This is a genomic window from Parasphingorhabdus sp., from assembly GCF_059726685.1.
Genome location: NZ_AP041068.1, coordinates 2,350,600 through 2,373,499, shown reverse-complemented (window position 1 = coordinate 2,373,499; position 22,900 = coordinate 2,350,600). Strand labels below are relative to the sequence as shown.

Here is a 22,900-nt window from a genome sequence, read left to right as displayed (position 1 = left end):
TCGAAATAATGGCATTAGATATCCTGATTGTTGATGATGAACCCGATATCCGGGAACTGATTTCCGGTGTTCTGGAAGATGACGGTTATGAGACAAGAGTGGCAGCCGACAGCGATTCAGCCCTTGCTGCTGTTAAAGAACGGAAACCGTCTCTTGTCTTGCTGGACGTTTGGTTGAGAGGGTCCCGACTGGACGGACTGGAGCTTTTGACGGAGATAAAAAATATCGATCCAAAGCTGCCTGTAATTGTGATTTCCGGTCATGGTAATATCGATACGGCTGTCGCCGCAATATCACAGGGTGCGGTAGACTTTATCGAAAAACCCTTTGAAGCCGAACATCTTATGCATCTGGTGGCCAGGGCTACTGAAACAGAAAGTCTGCGCCGCGAGAATGAGGCATTGAAAGCCCGGGTCGGTTTTGCTGATGAGTTAACGGGTAACAGCGCGTCGGTTAATTCCGTGCGTGCGACTTTAAAGCGTGTTGCCGGGACGGGCAGTCGTTTGCTTATTTCTGGTCCAGCTGGTGTAGGAAAGGAAGTCGCCGCGCGGCTGATGCACAACTGGAGCACACGGGCAAACGCGCCATTTGTTACGATAAGCGCAGCCCGTTTATCTCCGGAAAGTGTTGAGGAAGAGCTTTTCGGAACCGAGAAAAACGGAACTGTGGAGAAAATCGGGCTGCTGGAAGAAGCTCATGGCGGTACGTTGTTCATTGATGAAGTGGCGGACATGCCGCTTGATACCCAAGGCAAGATATTGCGTGTTCTAACCGAACAAAGCTTTGCTCGTTTGGGTGGTAATCAACGCGTTAAGGTTGATGTAAGAGTCGTTTCGGCGACATCCCGTAATCTGGACGAAGAAATTCAGGAAAAGCGTTTTCGTGAGGACCTTTTCTACCGGCTCAATGTTGTACCGGTTGAGTTGCCGCCACTAAACCAACGCCGCGAAGATATCCCGACCCTTGTCGAGCATTATTCTGCGCGTTTTGCTGCAGACCAGAGGCTGAATCCGCCAGAAATATCGGCAGAAGCTATGGCTGCTCTCCAAGCATGCGATTGGCCTGGCAATGTTCGTCAATTGCGGAATGTGATTGAGCGGACCATCATCCTCGCACCGAAAGATAATTTTTCGAAAATTGAGATAGAGATGTTGCCGCCCGAGATATTGGGCAATGACGATGATCTGGATCAGGGCGTGGCCTCTTTGATGGGTTCCCCGTTGCGCGAGGCGCGGGAAAGCTTTGAACGTGAATATCTCAAAGTTCAGATCCGAAGATTTTCGGGCAATATTTCAAAAACGGCCAATTTTATTGGAATGGAACGTTCTGCATTGCACAGAAAGCTTAAAATTTTGGGCCTTGCGGCGAAAAAGAAGCAGGCTGCCGAATAAACAATGAACCGTTTCCAGTTGTAGCTTCGCTATTGAATCCATATATGTCGAAAGCGCGGCTCCCCCAATAGCTATAGTCGCAGCTAAAAACCCTCTCTGCGGCCATCTCGCCGCCAAAAACCGGATGTCAAAAATGACCGATAAATCAAATAATTTGCAAGACCTCTTCTTAAACTCTCTCCGCAAATCGAAAATGCCCGTGACCATGTTTCTGGTCAAAGGCGTAAAGTTGCAGGGTATTGTAACCTGGTTCGACAATTTCTCCGTATTGTTGCGGCGTGATGGCCAGTCACAACTGGTTTACAAGCATGCAATTTCGACCATCATGCCATCGCAAAGCCTTGATATGCAGCCATTTTCTGATCTGATGGAACGGGCGAAAGGCCGCAATGGGGTATTGCAGGAAGTGTTTCTGACCGCTGTGCGTGACAGCAACGATCCCGTCACCATGTTTCTGGTAAACGGTGTGATGCTGCAAGGCGAAGTGGCGGCTTATGATCTGTTCTGTATTTTGCTGGAGCGTGAAGGCTTGGCGCAGCTTGTCTACAAGCATGCAATTTCGACCATTCAGCCGAACGGTGCGATAAATCTCGCCGACTATAATAATGCAGATGAAGGCTCTCATTGATCCCATTTGAAAAAAAGGAACTGGACGGCGGTGAAGACAAAGCCGTCATTGTTCACCCCGACCTGGGATCGCTTGGTCAAAATGCACTGGAATATAGGCTGGAAGAGGCGATCGGCCTCGCCCTGGCAATCGGGTTGGAAACAACTTCTGCGCAATATTTTGGCGTTCGTGCGCCAAAGCCGGGGACTTTATTCGGCTCGGGTCAAGTCGATCAGATCAAGACCATATTGGCACAGGACGATGCCAATATCCTGATTGTTGACGGCACGTTGAGCGCTATCCAGCAGCGCAATCTTGAAGAAGAGCTGAAGGTTAAGGTGATTGACCGAACTGGCCTGATTCTTGAGATTTTTGGCGCGAGGGCCGCGACAGCCGAGGGGCGACTGCAGGTGGAACTGGCCCATCTCGACTATCAGGCAGGCCGCCTGGTTCGCAGCTGGACTCACCTTGAACGGCAGCGCGGCGGCTTCGGCTTCCTCGGCGGCCCGGGTGAGACACAGATTGAATCGGATCGCCGGATGATCCGCGACCGTATGGCGAAACTGCGCAAGGAACTTTCGCATCTCCGGAAAACCCGGACGCTACACCGTTCGCGCCGTCAAAAGGCACCTTGGCCAGTTATCGCGCTAGTTGGTTATACAAATGCTGGCAAATCAACGCTTTTTAATCGCCTGACAGGTGCCGAGGTGTTCGCAGAAGACCTGTTGTTCGCGACACTTGATCCCACCATGCGACAATTTCCGCTGCCTGGATATGACAAGGCGATCATCTCTGACACCGTTGGCTTCGTATCTGACTTGCCGACACAGCTGGTCGCCGCCTTTCGCGCGACGTTGGAAGAAGTGACCGCGGCGGATGTGATAATTCACGTCAGGGATATTTCTCATGCTTCCAGTGATGGGCAGGCCCGCGATGTCGAACAGATTCTGTCGGAACTGGGCGTGGACCTGGAAGAGGGGGAGGGGGCTCCCATCATTGAAGCCTGGAACAAGATTGATCTGATCGATTCCGATGATCCGGATAGCATACAGTTACCAGAGCATATTCCCGACAATGTCTGTCCGATATCTGCCGCAACCGGGCAGGGCGTTGATGCGCTGGTGGAGATGGTGACAACCAATTTGTCGCGCAATCATAATATTGAAACCGTGACATTACCTTTGTCGGACGGCAAGCGTCTGGCTTGGTTGCACGAAAATGGACGCGTTCTGGAATCCGAGCAGGAAAATGATGCTCTGATATTGGCTGTCCAGATGTCAAATCGGAACTGGGGACGATTTCACGCGCTTTAGGAAGCGGATTTCGCTTTCTGCCATTCTTCCTCAAGCTCGTCGATCGACATGTCTTTCATATCGCGCGGAGCTGTTCTTTCTACCTTGCTGAAACGTTTGGAGAATTTTCGAGTAGCATCGGCCAGTGCCTGCTCTGCATCCACTCCGTAGTGACGCGATAGGTTCACAGCCGAAAAGAGCAGATCGCCCATTTCCTCATGTATATCTTCCGGGGTCTTGGCTTGTTCCACTTCTTCAAGTTCTTCCAGCAATTTTGCTTTGACGGGTACTTTGTCGGGCCAGTCAAAACCGACCCGCGCGGCCCGCTTCTGAATTTTCTGAGCACGCAGCAGGGCGGGAAGGGCCATCGCAACGCCGTCCAGTGTACTGGATTTACCGGTTTCTGCGCGTTCTTCTGCCTTTATTTGTTCCCAGCCGGGGCTGTTGTCCGCTTCACCAAAAATATGCGGATGGCGCCGGATCATCTTTTCGCAAATAACATCGACCACATCACCGAAAGAAAAATGGCCCTCATCCGATGCAATCTGGCTGTGAAACACGACCTGCAACAGAAGATCACCCAGCTCGTCTTTTAGCCCATCCATATCTTCGCGCTGAATGGCGTCTGCAACTTCATAAGCTTCTTCAACAGTGTAAGGCGCTATGGTTTCAAATGTTTGGACGGTGTCCCATTCGCATCCTGTTTTCGGATCACGTAGCCGCCGCATGACATCAAGAAGGGGTTCAATCACTGATTATCTATCCTCGAACGAATGTTGAGATGATTTAGCAAGCTGCCTGCGGGTTTGGTGCAGGGCAGCGAGAAACCTTTCTTATCGGCTATCTTTGACTCTGCCAATGCTGGATCTGAAACGATTGGTATCCAGAAAAGGGAGCGTTAGCAAAGCTGCTGATTGCATGATTTGTCAGTTTGTGTTCAACAACTTGGCGAGGTTTCAGATTAACAAAACAAACGGAGTTTCAATGACAGCCCCCATAAACGGATATTGCGATCCCCGCTTTGAAGCAGTCAAAGCGGCTTTCGAAACCAACTTTCGTGAACATGGCGATATTGGTGCTTCTGTTGCGATCACGCTTGACGGCGCCTTCGTGGTCGATCTGTGGGGTGGGCATCTGGATGAAGAGCGGACAAAGCCTTGGCAGGAAGACACGCTCGTCAATGTGTGGTCCAGTACCAAAACGATGGCGGCAATGTCACTGCTGCTGCTGGCGGATCGAGGGGAAGTTGATCTCCACGCGCCCGCTGCAAAATATTGGCCGGAATTTTCGCAAGGCGGCAAGGAGGCAGTCGAAGTCCGGCATTTTCTGAGCCACATGGCGGGCCTGTCCGGGATGACGGAACCGGTTGAAGGCGACAGGCTTTATGATTGGGAGTGGATGACCAGTGCGCTCGCACGTCAGGAACCATGGTGGGAACCGGGCACCCAGTCCGGTTACCATGCACTTACCCAGGGGCATCTTATTGGCGAGATCGTAAGAAGGGTGACCGGCCAATCAATTGGCAACTTCTTTCGGCAGGAAATTGCAGAACCAACAAATGCAGATTTTCATATAGGGGCAGGTGAAGAATTGGATGAGCGGATTGGCAATCTGGTTCCGCCTGAAGACACGGTTTCTCCTGATCCGGAGACTATTGCCGGACGGACATTTGCAAATCCCGCCGTCGATGCCACCGAGCCCAGAAAAAGGGAATGGCGCGCGGCCGAAATACCGGCAGCCAATGGTCAGGGAAATGCAAGAAGCATAGTTCGCGCGCAAACAGCCATGGCAAATGGCGGTAAAGCATTTGGCAAGACTTTAATGTCGGAAGCAGGGACCAGGCGTGTTTTCGAAAAGCAGTCTGAGGGAACCGATCTTGTCTTGGGCGTGCCGCTGGTCTTTGGCATGGGCTATGGTCTGAACAGCGCCCTTTTGCCCATCAGCCCAAACCCCAATACCTGTTTCTGGGGTGGTTACGGCGGGTCATCAGTCATAATCGATCAGGATGCCCGGCTATGCTTTTCCTATGTAATGAACAAGATGGAAAGCGGCCTTCTGGGCGACCCGCGTGGATTTGGACTGGCAGCCGCCATGTATGCATCGCTTCAGACTTAGTGGTCTGGTACCTAGTTATCGAAGCCCACAAAGGTGGCGGCTTCATCAATCGACTTGCGGGTTGAAACCACGCCATTTGCGGGAAAAGTCTCGTCCGGCCAGCCTAGCGCGATACTCTTCATTATAACCTGATCATCAGCGATCCCTGCATGTTCACGCACGACTGGCGATTGCATGATGCCCTGACTGTTGATGACTGTACCAAGACCGCGCGACCACGCTGCATTCACCAGTGCAGTCGCAACAGCGCCACAATCGAAAGGTGTGTCGTCGCTGCCATTGAGAACGCGGTCATAAGTGATAATCACGCACACAGGCGCATCGAATTGACGGAACCCGCGCATAACCCAGTCCTGCCGCGCATCCTTGTCATCGCGTTCGATTTTCATGGCGGAAAATAACTGCTTGGCGACGCCGATTTGCCTTTCGCGATGAGGCCCCGCAAAGGCCTCACCCGTTCGAAACTCACGTGATTGTGGTACGCCGGCGAGCATCCGCTCGGTATTACCGTTGCGAATACGTTCCAGCGGCTCACCGGTGATCACATAGAAATTCCAGGGTTGCGTATTCATGGAAGACGGTGCGCGCATCGCCAAGCCGATGATTTCTTCGATAAGCTCCTGTGGAACTGGATCGGGCTTATACCCCCGGATGCTTCGGCGTCCGAGGACAACTTCGTCAAACTGCATTGATAGCTCCGTAAGAAATATCGCTGTTCGCTAGCGTAGAACGGTGAAAATGGGAAGCCCGATTACGGTTGCTTCTCAGCAATATTTTCACAATTGTAATTACTGGTATCACCCTGGTTTTGTCGGTTTCACAACCGAGCGCCATCGTTCATATATTTTGAATGACCAAACCCATAGCAGAGCTGGAAAACCGCCAATTGATCATCCATGCGCTTGACGGGATATTGCGGGAGCTGGATGATGCGAATATCCATCTTGCCGCGGTCAAGATTGTCGAGGCACGTGAAATCTTAATGAACATAGAAGGTAGGGGAGGCACACCCGACTCTGAAGTTAGTTCATAAATGAGATGCCAAGTTTCACTTAAATTCTCTGATCGTAACTATCGGGGTTGAAAGCTGATTCAATCTAAGCTTAACATGTGGGCAACAGGATATGAAAAACAGCCATCACAAAAAGCAGCAACAGCTGAACTCGATCGTACCGTTACCGGACATTTTTGACCGGAACATTGAAGATAAACTCTCTGATCAAGCGCATAAAAGTTATGTTTCCAAGCTGGTTGCCTGCCGTCAGTTTGTCGAACGCCATTTTCAGAAGAATTATGGTATTCCGGCTTATCCTGTTTGCGACATGCTTCTGGCTTTGGAGGTTTCGGATCTCCGAACCATCTCGATTGAATCAATGGCAATTGAGTTGGCGATGCCATTAAAGGTTCTGCAAAGATATCTGGCCATTGCCGAAAGACACAAGTTGATCATTGTGAATGCGAATGCTGAAATTCCAGAAATTTCTCTGGCCGAGAAAGGCGTGGATGATTTGCTCTTGATCACCAATGCAATCTCCGAAGTTGCATTCAAGCTCAGACCATTGGATTCAACAAACCGCTAGAAGAGGGTGCGGTTGAAGAAAAAGGCCGGCTTCCAATCCAATCAATAATTGGTTGATAATATATATTATGTTAAATTATTGATTGGGCGTTGCATTATGTGGTTCCAGGATCATTTCACGCCCCTCTACCCGCCAACTTTTCATTTCTGACAGGAAATTCATTCCCAGAACGTTGGAATCGCCGAATGCTTCGGCCACAACCACTGGCAGGTCTAATGCCGTCATTGGCCCGACCTTCAACGACTGAATGGATCCGCGCTGTGCCTCGACAGTTCCGTTGGCGGTGTTCAGATATGTTGGAAAACCACCTTCATTGATATCTATATTGGCCGCCCGAGCTGTCTTGAGTGTCATGGCGGTCGTTGTGGCACCGCTGTCGATCAAAAACCGGACTGGCATACCGTTTACCTCAGCATCGGCCCAGTAATGGCCATCTAACGATCGCCGTATTTTTAGCGTCCCGCCGACCACTTGCTGTTCGTTTGCGCCGGTCAATTCTCCGGTTACCTTGTTCCACACGCCGACTATTTCATGCTGATAGGAAAATGCGACGATGAATATGGCGAATATTGCGACCCAGCTCAGCGCGGTCCGGACAATCTCGCCCAAGCCGATGCGGCGGGAAAACAATGCGCTGGCAACCAGCACCAAAGCGCCAATCGCAAAAACAAGATTGATATTCTGATCTTCGGTCACGTCTAAATCTCTATCACAAAACCGTCATAAGCGGGCCGGATATCTTCCGGTAATATGGCGCAGAGATGGTTGTAATCCATCGATTTGTCCATATGCGTCAGCAGGCTTAACCGCGGGTTTACGGCCTTTATCAGATCCAGCGTCATGCCGAGATGTGCATGGGTCGGATGCGGTTTTTCGCGGAGTGCATCAACTATGAACACATCACTGGCTTTGAATAATTTCTCCATATCTTCAGTAACTTCACCGAAGTCAGTGGCATAGCATATCGCCTTTCCACCATATTCAAAACGCAGTCCGGCGGACGTAATGCCGCCATGGGGTTGATCTACGCATTTGACGGTTATATCGCCAATTTCCATGTCTGTTGCGAGTGATCGAGCGTCGCAGATTGACGGATGATATTTATGGCCATCAAAAGCGTAAGCGAAACGCTGTTTCAGGCTTTCCAGCGCAAAAGGCCGTGCATAGGCCGGTATTGGCTCCCGTTTTCTGTGAAAGACCTGCCGTAAGTCATCAATACCATGGCAATGATCTGCATGATCATGGGTCCAGATGACATTGTCGATATAATCAATGTCGCAGGCCAGAAACTGCGCGCGGAGATCCGGTGATGTGTCGACCAATATCCGGGTGGTTGGACTTTCGACGATGATCGATACCCTGCTCCGTCGGTTTTTGGGCTCATTCGGATCGCAATCACCCCAATCATTTCCGATTCTGGGTACTCCGGAGGATGTGCCGCAACCGAGAACGGTGAGTTTCATTGCGGGTTTCTGGGTCAAAATCAGGGACGCGCTTTGTTAAACAGACGGTAGAAATTTTCCGCGGTTATCTCGCAAAGTTCAGAATAATCCTCACCACGTAACTCAGCAAGAAACTTGGCTGTATCGGCCACAAAAGCCGGTTCTCCGGTCTTTCCGCGGTGCGGTACCGGTGCAAGAAACGGGGCGTCGGTTTCGACCAACAGTCGGTCCATCGGCAATTTTGCCGCTGTTGCCTGCAAATCCTTGGCATTTTTAAACGTGACGATGCCTGAGATGGAAATATAAAGACCTAAATCCAAAGCTTTATGAGCGAAGTCTTCGCTGGCGGTGAAACAGTGGATTACGCCGGTATAAGCGCCCTGCTCCATTTCTTCGGCCATGATCGCTGCGGTATCGTCCTCTGCATCGCGCGTATGGACAATAATCGGCAACCCCGTCTCGCGCGCTGCATGAATATGCGTGCGAAAGCTCTGTCGCTGGCGATCGCGGTCGCTATGGTCGTAATAATAATCAAGCCCGGTTTCGCCGATGGCGATAACGCGTTCATGTTCGGCTTCCTTGACCAGTTTCGCCAGATCAATATCAGGATGGGCATCGGCTTCGTGAGGATGAATGCCAATGCTGGACCAGACGTCGCTTTCGCGCTCTGCGGTTGCCACGATATCGCGCCATTCGCTCTCGCGGGTCGAGATGTTCAGCATTGCTGTAACGCCGCTCTCCCGTGCGCGATCGAGTACAGCGCCCTGCTCTTCGATCAGGCCCTTATAATTGAGATGACAGTGGCTATCGACGAGCATGATTACCCTTCTCCATCGGCTGCGGGCATGTCCAGACGGGGGAAAATGCCGCTTGGTGCCGGTATTGTCAGGCCAGATTCAATTGCGGTAGCGATATGCTCAAAATCGCGCTCATCGGCACTTTGCGACAAAAGGTCGAGCATTTTGTCGCAACTTTCCGGGATGACCCAGCGCAGCATGATCGCCAGTTGGCGAATGGATTCTGCGGTATAATAAAGCACAGTGTCAGCCCGGGCGGGTTCGGTCTTTCGCAACGCCCAGGGCGCCTGATCAGCAAAATACTGATTGGTTGCACTCAGCCGTTCCCGCAGCAGATCAATGGCCGCGTGGATGGGAAACTCGCCGTTCTCCATCAGTGCGGTCATATCGGCGAAACAAGCTTTCAAATCGCTGATAAGTTGCTCTTCTGCCTGAGTTTTTGGTCCCGCTTCAGGGACCTTTCCATCGCAGTTTTTTGCAATCATCGAAAGGCTACGTTGGGCCAGGTTGCCAAAATTATTCGCAAGATCGGCATTGGTCTTGGTCACAATCATCTCTGCGGAATAGCTGCCGTCCTTGCCGAAAATCACTTCGGACAGCAGAAAATAGCGCAGTTGATCGACACCGAAGGCATCGGCCAAAGCAATAGGATCGACCACATTGCCAACCGATTTTGACATTTTCTGCCCGCGATTGAGCAGGAAACCATGGCCGAATACCTGCTTGGGAAGCGGCAAATTTGCGCTCATCAGAAAAGCGGGCCAGTAAATGGTGTGGAAGCGCACGATATCCTTGCCGATAATATGCGCAATATCTCCGCCCTCGGTCCAGTATTTTGGATAAAGGTCTGTTTTCTCAGGATATCCCAGGCCGGTGAGATAGTTGGTCAGGGCGTCGACCCAGACATACATCACATGATTTTCACTGCCCGGAACTTTGACGCCCCAGTCAAAACTGGTGCGTGAAATGGACAGGTCATTGAGGCCGCCTTCGACAAATTTGATCATCTCGTTGCGGCGGCTGTCCGGTTTCAGAAATCCCGGATTTTCGTTGAAGAGTTTTAACAACGGTTCCTGATATTTAGACAGACGGAAAAACCAGCTTTCCTCAACCGTCCATTCCACCGGCGTGCCTTGCGGAGACAGCTTTTCCTTTGTGCCGCCCTCACCTTCGGCTTCGATCAGCTCGTCTTCGTCATAATAAGCTTCGTCACGAACCGAGTACCAGCCTTCATATTTATCGAGATACAGGTCGCCATTGGTTTCCATGGCCTGCCAGATAGCCTGACTGGCCTTGTGATGATCCGCTTCCGTGGTACGAATGAAACGATCATAAGAAACGTTAAGTTTGTCGCACATCACTATGAATTGATTCGCCATTTCATCGGCAAGTTCCTGTGGAGCGATAGCTTTGGCAGCAGCGGCCTGCGCCATTTTCAGGCCATGTTCGTCCGTGCCGGTCTGAAAGCGGACGTCGCGGCCAGACAGACGCTGAAAGCGCGCAATGGCATCGGTTGCAATGGCTTCATAGGCATGGCCAATATGCGGCGGGCCGTTGGGATAGCTGATCGCCGTCGTGATATAAAATGGATCGGACATGAATTGCTTTCTTGTATCCCTTTCCAAAATCCGGCTCGAATCGTGACAGGGCCTGACGTCTATCGTTTCTCTTTATGCGCGCTCATCGCGTTGGGCAAGCGATCCCATCAGGCTGCCGAGACGAAATATAACCGCCTGGTTATCCAGTGCCTTGGGAGAGGCCATCGCGGCGAGATCGCTGGCTTCGCGCCAGAGCTCGATCGCATTGCCACTGGGCTTGTTACCGGTGGATTTTATATGCTGGGCCATCAGGCTGGGCGCACGGGCCAGAAAGGCCTGATATCGCAGCGTTGCGGCCTTGAGCGATAATTTGCGTGCCAGATCATTTTTGATCTGATTGCTTTTGTCCCCGGTGCGCATGATATCGCGGGCGAGATTTTCGAGCTCGGCCAGCCCGGCATCCACATATTGTAAAGCCCGTCCCGGCGATCCCTCCCCTGCTGCGATCAACGCATTTAATTCCGTCTCTTCCAGTTTAGGGGCGACGCTTGAGAGCACCTGTCGCATCTGATCATCATCCAATGGATCAAAGCGCAATATCTGACAGCGCGACCGGATGGTCGGCAATAGCCGTTCCGGAGCATGGCTTACCAGCAGGAACACTGTGTCCTTGGGCGGTTCTTCGAGATTCTTGAGCAGCGCGTTGGCGCCGCCGCGTTCGAGATCATCAATCGCGTCAATTACGACTACCCGATAGGTCGATATCGAAGCCTGTGTAGCGAATAGTGACTGCAGGTCCCGGATTTGCGCAATAGAGATATTGCGCTTGAGTTCATGCTCTTCCAGCGAATCCACGCCCTCTTCCCGAGCTTTTTTTTCTTCCTTGTCGGTTTTGCCGCCCCGCTGGACAAGCCGGAAGTCCGGATGACTTCGGGCGGCAAGCAGTTTCGCACCCTGGCTTTCGTCATCCAGATCAAATCCACCACCATCCGATGGCCGCTGAATATCGGAATCTAGTAAAAACTGCGCTGCCTGTTTGGCAAATCCCGCTTTGCCCAGACCTTTGGGGCCGGCCAATATCCATGCGTGATGCAGGGTGCCCTTGTCAAAAGACTGCCGGAAAATGCGCTGTGCCTTGTCATGCCCGATGAATGACGTCATGCCGTCAACCTATCAGGTCGGTCAGGTTTTGCAGCAAATTTGCTGTTACATCCTCTGGTGATTGCGATGCATCGACCAATTTTACCCGATCTGGTTCTTCGTCGGCATATTGCCGGAATTTGGCCATGACCGATCGATGATAGTCGCTGTCACGGCCACCTATGCGATCGCTGTCCCCGCGGTCCCGGGCGTCGGCACGGCGTGCGGCGACTTCTTCCGGTAAATCGAGGATGAAAGTGCGATCAGGCATCAGGTTTTCGCTGCCGACACTGTGCAAAGCCATGATATCTTCATCGCTCAATAGTCCGCTGACGCTCTGGTAGGCGCGGCTGCTGTCGACAAACCGGTCGCTGATAACCCATTCACCGCGCTCCAGTGCTGGTTTGATCAGCGAACCGCAATGTTCAGACCTTGCGGCAGCAAATAGCAGCGCCTCGGTCCGCATATTCCATTTTTCATCATGGCCGCTTAGCAGAAGCTCGCGAATGACCTCTGCACCCGGCGTACCACCTGGTTCGCGAGTCAGATGGACTTTAAGTCCCCGGCCTTCAAGAGCGGTCGCCAATGCCTTGGCCTGTGTGGACTTGCCAGTCCCCTCCCCGCCTTCCAGACTGATAAAACGTCCGGTCACGCGAAACCCAGCAAGGATTTAAGTCCAGCCCAGACCCGGTCAAAGAAACCAGCTTCCTCAACCGCCTCTGCTGCGACCAAGGGCATAGACTGGGTACCTGCATCATCAGTGGACACAAGCAGGGTTGCTATTTGCTGACCCGCTGCGATTGGTGCCTTGATTGGGCCAGTATAGCGCACTTTCATGGAGAGCTGTCCGTCAGAACCCTTTGGCAGTGTGGCAAACAAGTCTTTGGGCGCAACCAGATCAACAGAAGAACTATCGCCCAGCTGGACTTCCGCCGTTTGAACCTTTGTGCCCTTTTTAAACAGGTTTTTGGTTTCCCAGGCGTTGAAGCCCCAGTTCATGAATTTTACCGATTCATTGCTGCGTCCGCTATAGCTGTCCAGTCCGGCCAGCACGGAGACAATACGGCGGCCCTTTTGTTCGGCAGAACCCGTAAAACCAAAGCCAGCCTCTTCAGTGTGTCCGGTTTTCAAACCGTCGGCACCGTCGATTTTGCCGAGCAGAGGATTGCGATTGGGCTGCGTAATCGGCTCGCCACTGTTGGTTTTGCCCCAAGTGAACTCGGTCAGTCCGAAGAAATCCTTATAGAGCTTTGGAAAATCAGCAGAAAGCCGGGTTCCCAAAATACCAAGATCGCGCGCGGTTACCAGGGTTTTGCCTTCGTCCGGCCATCCTGTGCTATTCCCAAAGCGGCTGTTTTTCATGCCAATGCGCTTGGCGGTTTTGGTCATCAGAACCGCGAAATTTTCTTCCGTACCACCAATGGCTTCGGCCAAAACGACACTGGCATCATTACCGGATAGTGTGACGACGCCGTGCAACAGGTCTTTGACCGTTGGTTCGTCATTGACGCCGAGAAACATCGTGGAGCCCTGCCCGGTCCATTTTTGCCAAGTTGCCCGCTGGATTTTCACTTTCTGGTCGAGGGTCAGCTTGCCTTTTTCAATCTGGTCAAAAGCAACATAGACGGTCATCATCTTGGCCATCGATGCGGGCGGAATTTGCTTGTCCGCGTTTTTTTCAAACAGGATCGCGCCGGATGACAGGTCTGTCATATAGGCAATCGGTGCGTCGGTTTCATAGACTGGTGCCGCAAGGACAGCAGAGGAAATGGCGAGTAGCGGCAGTGACGCCCAAAAAGTCCTGTTCATTAAATTCCCGGTTCCAGATCAGATGTTAGCAATTGGACCTGCACACCGGATTTTATTTTCCGGGACGCAGGATTCTTGCTTCGTTATAGCCGCGCTTTCGCGCCTGTGCCAGCCCGGCTTTGGCATCATTTTCGGAGGCGTAGGGGCCATAGCGCACACGCCAGATCCGCCCGCTGCCATCGGACATAACCTTTGCTCCGATTTTGCGAGCCATCGCATTGGCGCGGTTCTTGTTACCGAATGCCGCGACTTGAACAGTGTAACCGCCAGCTGCTATCGGGGCTTTGCTTTTCGCCGCCTGCTTTACCGTGCGCTTCTTTGCGGTTTTTGGCGGGTTAGCTTGCTGTCCCGCGCCTTCGATAATGAATTTTCCATCCCGCGAACCAGCCTGCACCGGTGCGGAACTTGATGTCGGGACATAAGAAGCACCAATGCCGCTATTATTGACTGCCCTGCCTGGTGCCGGAGCACTGGCGCGTTGGACTACTGCATCCGGTGTTGGCAATTTGGCGAGATTTTTGCGTAGAATGGTCAACAGGGAATCTGGCGTCGCTATCCGTTCGGTGGCGGCTCCGCCGTTGCGCAGGACGACACGTTCCTGCTCATTCGGATTGACTTTGCGCACCCGTACACCTGCAACGCCTTGTTGATCGATGCCAAGCTGCTTAGCTGCACCATGGGAGAGATCAATCAGCCGATCATTCGCAAACGGGCCGCGGTCATTCACCCTGACCAATATTGTCCGTCCGGTATCCAGAGCGGTGACTTCGACATAGCTCGGCAGCGGCAGCGTTTTATGGGCAGCACTGATGCCGTTCGGGTTAAACCGCTCCCCATTAGCGGTCGGATTGCCGGCGAGTTCGTCACCATACCAGCTGGCGTAGCCGACATTGTCATAGCTAGAGACATCTTCCGGCGTATAGGTTTTGCCGCGGACTTGATAGGGTTTACCGATCTTGACCGGATAGTCGGTTATGCCGCTTGATGCGGAACCGGAAGACGGGGTTGGAACGCGAACATCGGCATTGTCATTCACACCATCAATCGTGCCGCAACTGCCGAGCAAAGCGACAAGTGCGCTGGCACTTAATATTCTAACTGCGAATTTCATCTGCCAATAGCCCCACTGATAACGCGTAAAAATTTGAACAATTATAGTCCAATATCACACGATAATTGCCGGTTAGTAAATATGCGGTCTTTCCTTGCCCATCGGGCTCCAGCAGTGTTGCCATGGTGTTGTTGCTCAAACGCCGTCCCGTTACAGGCGCGACACCCAGCGCGCGCCATTCGGCCATGCTTTTCCACTGGCTGTGCCGTTCATGTACCCTGGGGCACCGCACGGCTTTGGTTTTGTTTTTTATTGCGTCCCGGTTGAGTGACGCAGGAACCCGCACGGCAATGCCCCAAGGCTCACCGCGCCGCCATCCGGCGTTCACGAAATAGTTGGCGATTGACGCAACCGCATCGGCTTCGCTGTTCCAGATGTCCGCATAACCGTCTCCGCTGCCGTCCTTGGCAAGCCGGAGATAAACCGAGGGCAGGAATTGCGGTTTGCCCATGGCCCCTGCCCAGCTGCCCTTCATGGCGGACTGCGGAACACCATTATCGATCATCTTCAGAACCGCGAGAAATTCCGCTTCAAACAAGGTGCGACGCCGACCCTCATAGGCCAAGGTTGCGAGGGCTCTTGGAATATCAAAATTCCCGGTAATCCGGCCGTAATTGGTCTCATGACCGTAAATTGCCATGATCATCGGTCCCGGCACGCCATATTCGCGTTCGACATCGGCCAGTTTTGAAATGAGTTGGCGGTATTTTGCCTTACCGCCGTTAATCCGTGCGGCATCAACATGCCGGCGTTTATACGGTGCGAAGGGCGGAATAGCGCTATTGGGCCGGCCGCCAGGTTGCGACTGGTCAAGCTGAATGACGCGGGGATTATAGGTCAGGCTGGGTAAGACCCTGTCCAGCGTGCGCTGGCTGACACCTTGTTGCAAAGCCTTGCGGCCGACTTGCTGCATATAGCTATCAAAGCCGCTCGTGGACTGCGCAACCGCAGCATTGTCGCTGTGGGAATAGGGTAAATTGAAAAATGCAAGCGCGCTGAGGGCAATCGCAGAGGTGAAACGCATGGAAAACTTCCCTTCTTCAACATGTTGTCGCACAAACTGACTCTCAGGGGAATCCCTAAATATCGCACACGAACAACGACCCGCCGGATAATCTTTATATCACGGCTTTTTCAGCCGGAACATGCAATAGCTATAATAATCTTTGCGCTTTTAAAAAGAGGGCGCTAGGAGGCTTTCGGCTAGAGCGGACAGGTGGCAGAGTGGTTGAATGCACCGGTCTTGAAAACCGGCGTGCGTGCAAGCGTACCGTGGGTTCGAATCCCACCCTGTCCGCCAGCCAGCTGAGAGGTTGAAGCGAAGTGCGCTGTGATATCAAGCGGTAGTTTTCTGTATCGCCCACAATGTCGGGACCACCGGACCATCCATCAGTGCAACTTCCTCAATCTGTCTCGCGACATATTGGCTGATCGCGTCTGTGAGTTCCGGGTGCAGTTCCGCAAGCGCGGCGGCGCGTTTGGGAATGGCATCAAGCGCGAGCGCATTGAACGCCCTGCCGGCAGGGCTTCGTGTCCGCCGCGCGACGATTGTATCGCCGAAATGGATAAGTCCCGCCTCCATCGCTTCCCGTCCGAGATAGCCTTCATAATCCTCCGATGGAGGCACGCCGTCATCCAGATATGCATCGTCGATGATGATCCAACCGCTATCGCGCACGACGGTGCGAAGCATGCTCATGGTCTTGGCGGGATCGCCAAGCACCGGTCCGACCGCTATCATCAAAACGGCATCGTAACGCATAGGTTTGGCGAGCGACTGGCGCAAATCGGCCGCGACGAATCTACAGCGCTGTTGCAGCCCCGCTTCCTTCGCCGACTGCCGCGCAATATCGATGAACGGCGGATGACCGTCTACGCCTGTGACTTCGGCTTCAAAAGCCCGCGCCACCCGGGTTGCTATGTCCCCTCGTCCGCACCCCAGATCCAGAACAGTGCCGCCACTTGGGAAGCCGACTTCGCTGAGAATTTTGACAATGTCGTCCTCAGAACCACTCAACGAGGGCAAGTCCTGAAGCAGATATGGCAAGTGCGGCAGCAGGCACTCCGGCGCCTCCATCGCATAGGCCACCTCGTTGAGCAGGGTCTTCATAACCATTTTACTTTGTCAGCTCCTTGGTCCTTCCTCGCTCCTTTCGGGAACATAGGGATCATCCTCAGGTTCGTCGCTTGGCTCTGCCGGGCCGGCGTCGGGATCATAGCCTTCCGGGATAAACTCATCCGACGATGATTCGACATCTTCACTCGAAGATACGCATGCACTGACCAGCAGGAGCGCGGCGCCTGAAAAGATTAACTTATACATGATTTTTTCCTTCTTGCGGGTCCCGCCTGCTTTTAGGAAAGTCATGCATAAAAGAGCGAACGCGCGATGCGAACACTATGCGACGTTATGACCAATAGCTGAGATTTGTGCCATTTTCTGCCATGGTTGAACTTGTCGCGGCGACGCATTGGTCAACTTGGGGCGCACGCTTCGGCGATAATCTAGTCTATGCCGGAGGACGAAATTCTCTATTCTTCTTTCACCGGCATGGTACCCGAACTCATGTAACCCGAATAACCGTCAGTGAAGGAAAACAGAACGCCGTCAGCTTCTTCGGTAGCATAAGTTGTGGCTTCCTGTTCCGTACTGCCAAATTCCAGTTCATCCTTTTTCATCGCTGCTATCATGGCGCTGCGTTCATCTGTGCAAGCGTTCTTGGCGGCTTTTTTAAACGGGCCGCGCGCGGTTTTCTGGGTAAGATGGGTGACGGTGAAATCGGTTAGGCAGTTCGAGTAATTGACCCTGCTCGTTTCCGCATCGACCATACCGGCACTTAAGAGGGCGACAGTTGTTAATATGAACATAAAATCCTCCTAAAAGCTATGACGGAACTATATCATAACATACCGGTATAATGCTATGAAAAGCGTATCTGGAGCGATGACGGGGCCTTTTCCTCAATCACAAAAAATGGCCTTTTTTGTCAAATATTAGAGAATCTTGAGTCGATAGCCTGACAGTCTGTCATAAAATGGCCGGCACGCATCCGCTACTTTTCGCTGGGCATCGGACAGCACGGGTTCGCTTTCCTTTGGCGGTGCGAATGTTGTGGTATCTATGACCCGGTTATACCAGTGTGAGGCCCATATCCCGTCCGTATCCCGTGTCCCTGTGTTCCAGCGCAGCATCGCCGAGTCCCAAGGAATATCAAGCGCCCCGCAAAGCGCCTTCAAATGGCTTTCGGGATTGTGCAATATATCCGCGCTATCCATCACGATCGGCGCAGAGCCGGTGATTTGAGCGGCCTGGTCAAAATATTCAACCTGTCTCTGATATCCCAGATCATCGGGCGTGACTTCCACCCGTTTGGCGGCATAGCTGGCGACGACCTGCTCCGGTTTACGGATCAGGAAGGCGTGTCGATGCTCCGGAAAGTCGGCAACAGAAATCTTATCAACCATGTGATGCGGCATATGTTTCTGATACCAAAGCGCCTTTTCGCCCGGAACCGACCCGCGCATTGCCGATGTAACGGCATCCCAATCGCAATCCATCGAAGCAATGATCTGATCCGCCATTGGCTGCTGAAAACCAGTCTTTTTGAGGAATGCCCCGTAAAATGGCTCATCGGTGACAGCACAATCGCTGCGGCTGCCAAAGCTGCGCATCATCGCGGTCGAGATGTTGCGCGGGCCCGACCACATGGCAATACGAACGGGCTGTGACGTCATGACGCCGTGTCTCTTTCGATCAGCGCTTTGTAAAGGGTTTGCAGACGTTCGACCATCGGCCCCCTGCCCTCGCTCAGTAAGCGCCCATCGACCTCTGTTGCGGGCACAACACCAGCAAAAGTCCCGGTCACAAAGGCTTCATCGGCACCATATACATCGGTCAGGGAGAAATTCTTTTCAAACACCGGAATATCATTCTCGCGGCAAAGCTGGATAACATTGCTCCGCGTGATCCCGCCCAGGCAATAGTCACCGCTGGATGTCCACACTTCGCCTTTACGGACAATGAAGAAATGCGTGCTGTTGCAAGTGGCGACAAAACCCTGCGGATCCAGCATCAACGCTTCATCTGCCCCCGCCTGTGTCGCCTGAATACAGGCCGTTATGCAGTTCAGCTTGCTGTGCGAGTTCAATTTCGGATCCTGCACCGCCGGATCGCCGCGCCGGACATGGACGGTAAACAACCGGATGCCGTTCTCGACCGTGCTTGGCAGAGCTTCCTTATATTCGGGAATAATAACAATGGTCGCGGGCGAAATTACCACCCTGGGGTCCTGATAAGGCGTCGAGCGGATACCGCGTGTCACCATCAGGCGGATATGGCAAGCGGTCATGCCATTAGCCTCTATCGTCTCATAAAGCCGCGCGACCAGCTCTTCCCGGCTGATGCCAATATCCATGGCGATGGCTTTGGCGCCTTCGAACAAGCGATCCATATGCGCGCCGAGAAACGCTATACGGCTCTTGTGGACCCGCAAGCCTTCCCAAACCCCGTCACCCAGCATGAAACCGCTGTCAAACACCGACACCATGGCCTCGGCCCGCGGTGTGATAGTGCCGTTGACGTTGATCAGGATCGTTTCGTTGCGAGCATCCTCGACATAATCATGCGTGCCTTTTGCCATCCTATCGTTCCCTACTTTACACCTCTCCCCTTGATAGGGAGAAAGACGATGCCTCACATATGCAAAACCCGCTCATAAGCGTCGAGCACGCTTTCGTGTATCATTTCGCTCAGAGTTGGATGCGGGAAGACGGTATTCATCAATTCCGCTTCGGTTGTCTCCAGCGTCTTGCCCACGGTATAGCCTTGGATCAGCTCGGTCACTTCCGCACCGATCATATGTGCGCCCAGCAATTCACCGGTTTTGGCATCGAACACGGTTTTGATAAAGCCTTCCGTCTCGCCCAGTGCGATGGCCTTACCGTTACCGATAAACGGGAAATTCCCGACTTTGACGTCATGACCGGCTTCCTTAGCCTTGGCCTCTGTCAGGCCGACGCTGGCAATTTGCGGATGGCAATAGGTGCAGCCCGGGATGTTATTCACATCCATGGCATGCGGGTGGCCGCCTGCTATGGCTTCTACCGCGATAACGCCTTCATGACTGGCCTTGTGCGCCAGCCAGGGGCCGCCGGTGACGTCGCCGATAGCATAAATGCCCTCGACATTGGTTCGGCACATCGCGTCCGTCTTGATATGGAAGCGCTCATCAGGTTCGATGCCCAGTTCGTCCAGACCGACCGTTTCTACATTGGGCTGGATGCCGACCGCGACAATGACGTGACTGAAGTCATGGCTGGCTTTCTTGCCTTTGCTGTCTTCAATCTCCGCCTGGACGCCCTTGGCCGATGTCTCGATGCTCTTGACGCCAGCGCCGGTCATGATCGTCATGCCCTGCTTTTTCAGGGATTTTTCGAGGAATTTTGAGATTTCCTCGTCCTCCACCGGAACAACGCGGTCCATCATCTCGACCACGGTCACGTCCGCGCCCATATCATTATAGAAGCTTGCAAATTCGATCCCGATCGCGCCAGAGCCGATAACCAGCAGTTTCTTGGGCATTTCCGGCGGCGTCATGGCGTGGCGGTAGGTCCAGATGCGTTTGCCGTCCGCCTTGGCAAAGGGCAGATCGCGAGCCCGTGCGCCGGTGGCGATGATGATATTCTTGGCGGTGAGCTCTTCCTCGCCCTTCTCCGTCTTGACGGCCACCTTGCCTTTCTCAACAATCTTGCCATCGCCCATGACAACATCAATCTTGTTCTTCTTCATTAGGCCAGTGACGCCCCGGTTCAATTGCTTCGCAACCCCACGAGAGCGTTTGACCACCGCGTCGAGATCGGCACTGATTTTTTCCGCTGCCAGACCGTAGTCCGCGGCATGCTTCATATTGTGAAAGACTTCTGCTGAACGCAGTAGTGCCTTGGTCGGGATACAGCCCCAGTTTAGGCAGATGCCGCCGAGATTTTCGCGCTCCACTATGGCGGTTTTGAGGCCGAGTTGGGAAGCCCGGATCGCCGCGACATAACCGCCGGGACCGGAACCGAGAACGATGAGATCGTAGGATTTTGCCATTTTGTTCCTTTATTTCTGCTCCTCTTCCGTGAGGGACAGGAGACTAGAGCTTTTGCAATTGTGATTAAGCCAGCATCCCCAACGGGTTCTCCACCAGCTCTTTAAACACCTGCATCAACTGCGCGCCGTCGGCGCCGTCAATGGCCCGGTGGTCGAAGCTGCCGGTGGCGCTCATGATGGTCGCGATTTGCAGGCTGTCATCAATGACATGGGGGCGCTTCTGTCCTGCCCCGATGGCCATGATCATCGCCTGTGGTGGGTTGATGACCGCATCGAAATTCTTGATGCCGAACATACCCATATTGGAAATGCTCGCCGTGCCGCCCTGATACTCGTGCATCTTGAGCTTGCCGTCCTTGGCGCGGCCTGCGAGATCTTTCATCTCGGTGGAGATGGTGCTGAGTGATTTTGTGTCGGCGCTGGTGATAATCGGCGTGATCAAGCCGCCGGGAATGCTCACGGCCACCGAGATATCGGCGCGGGCAAATGTCTTGAGCTGATCGCCGTCAATTGAGACATTGCATTTCGGAACTTGCATCAGCGAGACCGCCAGCGCCTTGATCAGCAGATCATTGACCGACAGTTTGACGCCGCGTGGTTCCAGCGTCGCATTGAGTTCGCTACGCAGTTTGAGCAGCTTGTCGAGCTGGATATCCACGGTGAGATAGATATGCGGTATGGTCTGCTTCGCCTCGGTCAGGCGGCGGGCAATGGTCTTGCGCATGCCCGACAGCTTTTCGGATGTATGCGGGATATCGAAGTCATTGGCCGCCGGTGCCGGTGCAGGCGTGGCGGCGGGCGCTGGTGCGGGCGCAGCGGTTGCGGTTTTAACTGGCGCTGAGCCGCCTTCGGCCGCATCAATATCCGCCTTGATAATCCGTCCGCCGGGACCGGAGCCGCTGAGCGCGCCGAGATCAACGCCTTTCTGCTCGGCCAGACGCCGGGCCAGCGGGCTGACCTTGATCCGCTCTCCATCGGACGCCGGGGCGTCACCTTTCGGGGCCGGGTCCGTAACCTTTGGAGTAACGTCCTGTGACGGTTTCGCAGGCTTTTCCTCACCTTTCGGAGCGGGTGCTTCCTTCTTGGGCTTCTCCGCGGAACCTTCACCACCTTTCGAGGCCTCAGCAACATCTTCGCCCTCTTCAGCAATGATAGCAATCACTTCGCCGACTTTGACATTATCGGTCCCTTCGGCAACGACAATCTTAGCAATCGTGCCTTCATCAACCGCTTCAAACTCCATCGTCGCCTTGTCAGTCTCAATCTCGGCCAATAGATCGCCAGAAGCGACCTCATCGCCCTCTTTGACTAGCCATTTGGCCAGCGTCCCCTCTTCCATCGTCGGTGACAAAGCGGGCATTTGAAGGTTGATCGGCATGGAGAGGAAACCCTTATTCTATATCAACGTTGCAGGCGTTTATGCGCAAATCACAGGAAAGCGCAAGCTGTGTAAATCTTGCATATCACAGGCTTTTATCGCAAGCATGGTTTTAATAGTAGAAATGCGCTGTCAGTTGGGGAGTTTTCATGCGTACTTACCTAGTGGTTATTGACGAAACCGAGGAGGCAAGCATAGCGCTTCGTTTCGCTTCACGCCGGGCGATGAAAACCAATGGTGCTTTGCACATATTGGCGTTGGTGGAGAGCGAAGGATTCGTTGCTTGGGGCGGCGTACAGGCTACGTTAGAGGAAGAAGCCAAGAACCGGGCCGAAGCTTTAGTTTCAAGCGCTGCGGGTACTTTGTTTGACGAAACCGGAATCAGGCCCTCTATCACCGTCAAGGAAGGTAAAGGCGCCAAGGATGTTCGCAAATTGATGGACGAGATTGACGGATTGGCGGCCCTCGTTCTGGGTGCCGCTGGTAATGGTTCGCCTGGTCCGTTGGTGACTCACTTTGCGGCAACGGAAGCGGGTACCCTCCCCTGCCCGGTAATGGTTGTACCCGGGTCACTGAGCAAGGAAGAGATTGACCGCCTAAGTTAGGAAT

At 53.3% G+C, this 22,900-nt stretch carries 25 protein-coding genes and 1 tRNA gene; 8 read left to right on the top strand and 18 right to left on the bottom strand.

What is annotated here, in order from left to right:
• The first annotated feature begins 8 nt into the window (after positions 1-8).
• The 3 genes from ntrX to hflX all read left to right on the top strand — a co-directional run bounded on the left by ntrX (position 9) and on the right by hflX (position 3,311).
• Complete coding sequence (gene ntrX / locus AC6I9Z_RS11760; RefSeq protein ID WP_461456013.1) at positions 9-1,391, top strand: nitrogen assimilation response regulator NtrX; 1,383 nt, start codon at positions 9-11, stop codon at positions 1,389-1,391.
• A 73-nt stretch (positions 1,392-1,464) separates the two neighbouring features.
• Complete coding sequence (gene hfq, locus AC6I9Z_RS11755; protein WP_461456907.1) at positions 1,465-2,019, top strand: RNA chaperone Hfq; 555 nt, start codon at positions 1,465-1,467, stop codon at positions 2,017-2,019.
• A complete protein-coding gene (hflX, locus tag AC6I9Z_RS11750) occupies positions 2,016-3,311 on the top strand; it encodes a GTPase HflX (protein ID WP_461456012.1) in 1,296 nt (431 codons plus the stop codon). The genes hfq and hflX overlap by 4 nt, the downstream gene beginning before the upstream one ends.
• Here hflX and mazG read toward each other — a convergent pair.
• Positions 3,308-4,042, bottom strand: a complete 735-nt coding sequence (gene mazG / locus AC6I9Z_RS11745) for a nucleoside triphosphate pyrophosphohydrolase (RefSeq protein WP_461456011.1) — start codon at positions 4,040-4,042, stop codon at positions 3,308-3,310. The two genes, hflX and mazG, sit on opposite strands and share 4 nt — an antisense overlap.
• Before the next feature lie 232 nt (positions 4,043-4,274).
• Here mazG and AC6I9Z_RS11740 point away from each other — a divergent pair, with 232 nt between their 5' ends.
• Positions 4,275-5,405 carry a serine hydrolase domain-containing protein gene (locus tag AC6I9Z_RS11740; protein WP_461456010.1) on the top strand — a complete coding sequence of 377 codons (1,131 nt, stop codon included), beginning with the start codon at positions 4,275-4,277 and terminating at the stop codon, positions 5,403-5,405.
• 11 nt (positions 5,406-5,416) lie between these two features.
• Here the strand turns inward: AC6I9Z_RS11740 and AC6I9Z_RS11735 are convergent, their stop codons facing one another.
• Complete coding sequence (locus AC6I9Z_RS11735) at positions 5,417-6,094, bottom strand: nitroreductase (RefSeq protein WP_461456009.1); 678 nt, start codon at positions 6,092-6,094, stop codon at positions 5,417-5,419.
• Between the two features lie 161 nt (positions 6,095-6,255).
• On the opposite strand from AC6I9Z_RS11735, the gene AC6I9Z_RS11730 reads away from it, so the two are divergent.
• Together AC6I9Z_RS11730 and AC6I9Z_RS11725 are read left to right on the top strand one after the other, a co-directional pair.
• A complete protein-coding gene (locus AC6I9Z_RS11730; RefSeq protein ID WP_461456008.1) occupies positions 6,256-6,438 on the top strand; it encodes a hypothetical protein in 183 nt (60 codons plus the stop codon).
• 91 nt (positions 6,439-6,529) lie between these two features.
• Positions 6,530-6,985, top strand: coding sequence for a hypothetical protein (locus AC6I9Z_RS11725; RefSeq protein WP_461456007.1), 456 nt, complete (start codon positions 6,530-6,532; stop codon positions 6,983-6,985).
• A gap of 75 nt (positions 6,986-7,060) precedes the next feature.
• On the opposite strand, the gene AC6I9Z_RS11720 is transcribed toward AC6I9Z_RS11725, so the two are convergent.
• The 9 genes from AC6I9Z_RS11720 to AC6I9Z_RS11680 form a co-directional block, all read right to left on the bottom strand.
• The gene (locus AC6I9Z_RS11720; RefSeq protein WP_461456006.1) at positions 7,061-7,681 is read right to left on the bottom strand and encodes a retropepsin-like aspartic protease family protein; all 621 of its coding nucleotides are present in this window, start codon (positions 7,679-7,681) and stop codon (positions 7,061-7,063) included.
• A 2-nt stretch (positions 7,682-7,683) separates the two neighbouring features.
• Positions 7,684-8,448 carry an MBL fold metallo-hydrolase gene (locus tag AC6I9Z_RS11715; protein ID WP_461456005.1) on the bottom strand — a complete coding sequence of 255 codons (765 nt, stop codon included), beginning with the start codon at positions 8,446-8,448 and terminating at the stop codon, positions 7,684-7,686.
• A 20-nt stretch (positions 8,449-8,468) separates the two neighbouring features.
• Positions 8,469-9,245 carry a TatD family hydrolase gene (locus AC6I9Z_RS11710; RefSeq protein ID WP_461456004.1) on the bottom strand — a complete coding sequence of 259 codons (777 nt, stop codon included), beginning with the start codon at positions 9,243-9,245 and terminating at the stop codon, positions 8,469-8,471.
• Positions 9,246-9,247: 2 nt separating this feature from the next.
• Positions 9,248-10,822, bottom strand: a complete 1,575-nt coding sequence (gene metG, locus AC6I9Z_RS11705; RefSeq protein WP_461456003.1) for a methionine--tRNA ligase — start codon at positions 10,820-10,822, stop codon at positions 9,248-9,250.
• Between the two features lie 72 nt (positions 10,823-10,894).
• The gene (locus AC6I9Z_RS11700; RefSeq protein WP_461456002.1) at positions 10,895-11,923 is read right to left on the bottom strand and encodes a DNA polymerase III delta subunit-related protein; all 1,029 of its coding nucleotides are present in this window, start codon (positions 11,921-11,923) and stop codon (positions 10,895-10,897) included.
• 4 nt (positions 11,924-11,927) lie between these two features.
• Positions 11,928-12,554, bottom strand: coding sequence for a dTMP kinase (gene tmk / locus AC6I9Z_RS11695; RefSeq protein ID WP_461456001.1), 627 nt, complete (start codon positions 12,552-12,554; stop codon positions 11,928-11,930).
• Positions 12,551-13,711: a D-alanyl-D-alanine carboxypeptidase family protein gene (locus AC6I9Z_RS11690; RefSeq protein WP_461456000.1), complete on the bottom strand. Its 1,161-nt coding sequence runs from the start codon at positions 13,709-13,711 to the stop codon at positions 12,551-12,553. Before AC6I9Z_RS11690 ends, tmk begins: the two co-directional genes overlap by 4 nt.
• A 52-nt stretch (positions 13,712-13,763) precedes the next feature.
• Positions 13,764-14,822, bottom strand: a complete 1,059-nt coding sequence (locus AC6I9Z_RS11685; RefSeq protein ID WP_461455999.1) for a septal ring lytic transglycosylase RlpA family protein — start codon at positions 14,820-14,822, stop codon at positions 13,764-13,766.
• Positions 14,806-15,846, bottom strand: coding sequence for a lytic murein transglycosylase (locus AC6I9Z_RS11680; protein WP_461455998.1), 1,041 nt, complete (start codon positions 15,844-15,846; stop codon positions 14,806-14,808). Before AC6I9Z_RS11680 ends, AC6I9Z_RS11685 begins: the two co-directional genes overlap by 17 nt.
• A 186-nt stretch (positions 15,847-16,032) precedes the next feature.
• On the opposite strand from AC6I9Z_RS11680, the gene AC6I9Z_RS11675 reads away from it, so the two are divergent.
• Positions 16,033-16,122, top strand: a tRNA-Ser gene (locus AC6I9Z_RS11675).
• A 36-nt stretch (positions 16,123-16,158) separates the two neighbouring features.
• On the opposite strand, the gene AC6I9Z_RS11670 is transcribed toward AC6I9Z_RS11675, so the two are convergent.
• The 7 genes from AC6I9Z_RS11670 to AC6I9Z_RS11640 all read right to left on the bottom strand — a co-directional run bounded on the left by AC6I9Z_RS11670 (position 16,159) and on the right by AC6I9Z_RS11640 (position 22,291).
• Entirely contained in the window at positions 16,159-16,938 is a 780-nt protein-coding gene (locus AC6I9Z_RS11670) for an SAM-dependent methyltransferase (protein WP_461455997.1), read from the bottom strand.
• A 9-nt stretch (positions 16,939-16,947) separates the two neighbouring features.
• Positions 16,948-17,145 (bottom strand): hypothetical protein, encoded by a 198-nt coding sequence (locus AC6I9Z_RS11665; protein WP_461455996.1) that lies wholly within the window; start codon positions 17,143-17,145, stop codon positions 16,948-16,950.
• A gap of 209 nt (positions 17,146-17,354) precedes the next feature.
• A complete protein-coding gene (locus tag AC6I9Z_RS11660; RefSeq protein ID WP_461455995.1) occupies positions 17,355-17,690 on the bottom strand; it encodes a hypothetical protein in 336 nt (111 codons plus the stop codon).
• A 126-nt stretch (positions 17,691-17,816) separates the two neighbouring features.
• Positions 17,817-18,557 carry a sulfotransferase-like domain-containing protein gene (locus AC6I9Z_RS11655; protein ID WP_461455994.1) on the bottom strand — a complete coding sequence of 247 codons (741 nt, stop codon included), beginning with the start codon at positions 18,555-18,557 and terminating at the stop codon, positions 17,817-17,819.
• Positions 18,554-19,462 carry an aminotransferase class IV gene (locus AC6I9Z_RS11650; RefSeq protein WP_461455993.1) on the bottom strand — a complete coding sequence of 303 codons (909 nt, stop codon included), beginning with the start codon at positions 19,460-19,462 and terminating at the stop codon, positions 18,554-18,556. The genes AC6I9Z_RS11655 and AC6I9Z_RS11650 overlap by 4 nt, the downstream gene beginning before the upstream one ends.
• Positions 19,463-19,515: 53 nt before the next feature.
• On the bottom strand, positions 19,516-20,913 hold the full coding sequence (gene lpdA / locus AC6I9Z_RS11645; protein WP_461455992.1) for a dihydrolipoyl dehydrogenase: 1,398 nt from the start codon (positions 20,911-20,913) through the stop codon (positions 19,516-19,518).
• A gap of 64 nt (positions 20,914-20,977) precedes the next feature.
• Positions 20,978-22,291 carry a pyruvate dehydrogenase complex dihydrolipoamide acetyltransferase gene (locus AC6I9Z_RS11640; protein ID WP_461455991.1) on the bottom strand — a complete coding sequence of 438 codons (1,314 nt, stop codon included), beginning with the start codon at positions 22,289-22,291 and terminating at the stop codon, positions 20,978-20,980.
• Between the two features lie 149 nt (positions 22,292-22,440).
• Between AC6I9Z_RS11640 and AC6I9Z_RS11635 the strand changes: the two genes are divergently transcribed.
• Positions 22,441-22,896 carry a universal stress protein gene (locus AC6I9Z_RS11635; protein WP_461455990.1) on the top strand — a complete coding sequence of 152 codons (456 nt, stop codon included), beginning with the start codon at positions 22,441-22,443 and terminating at the stop codon, positions 22,894-22,896.
• Positions 22,897-22,900 lie beyond the last annotated feature (4 nt).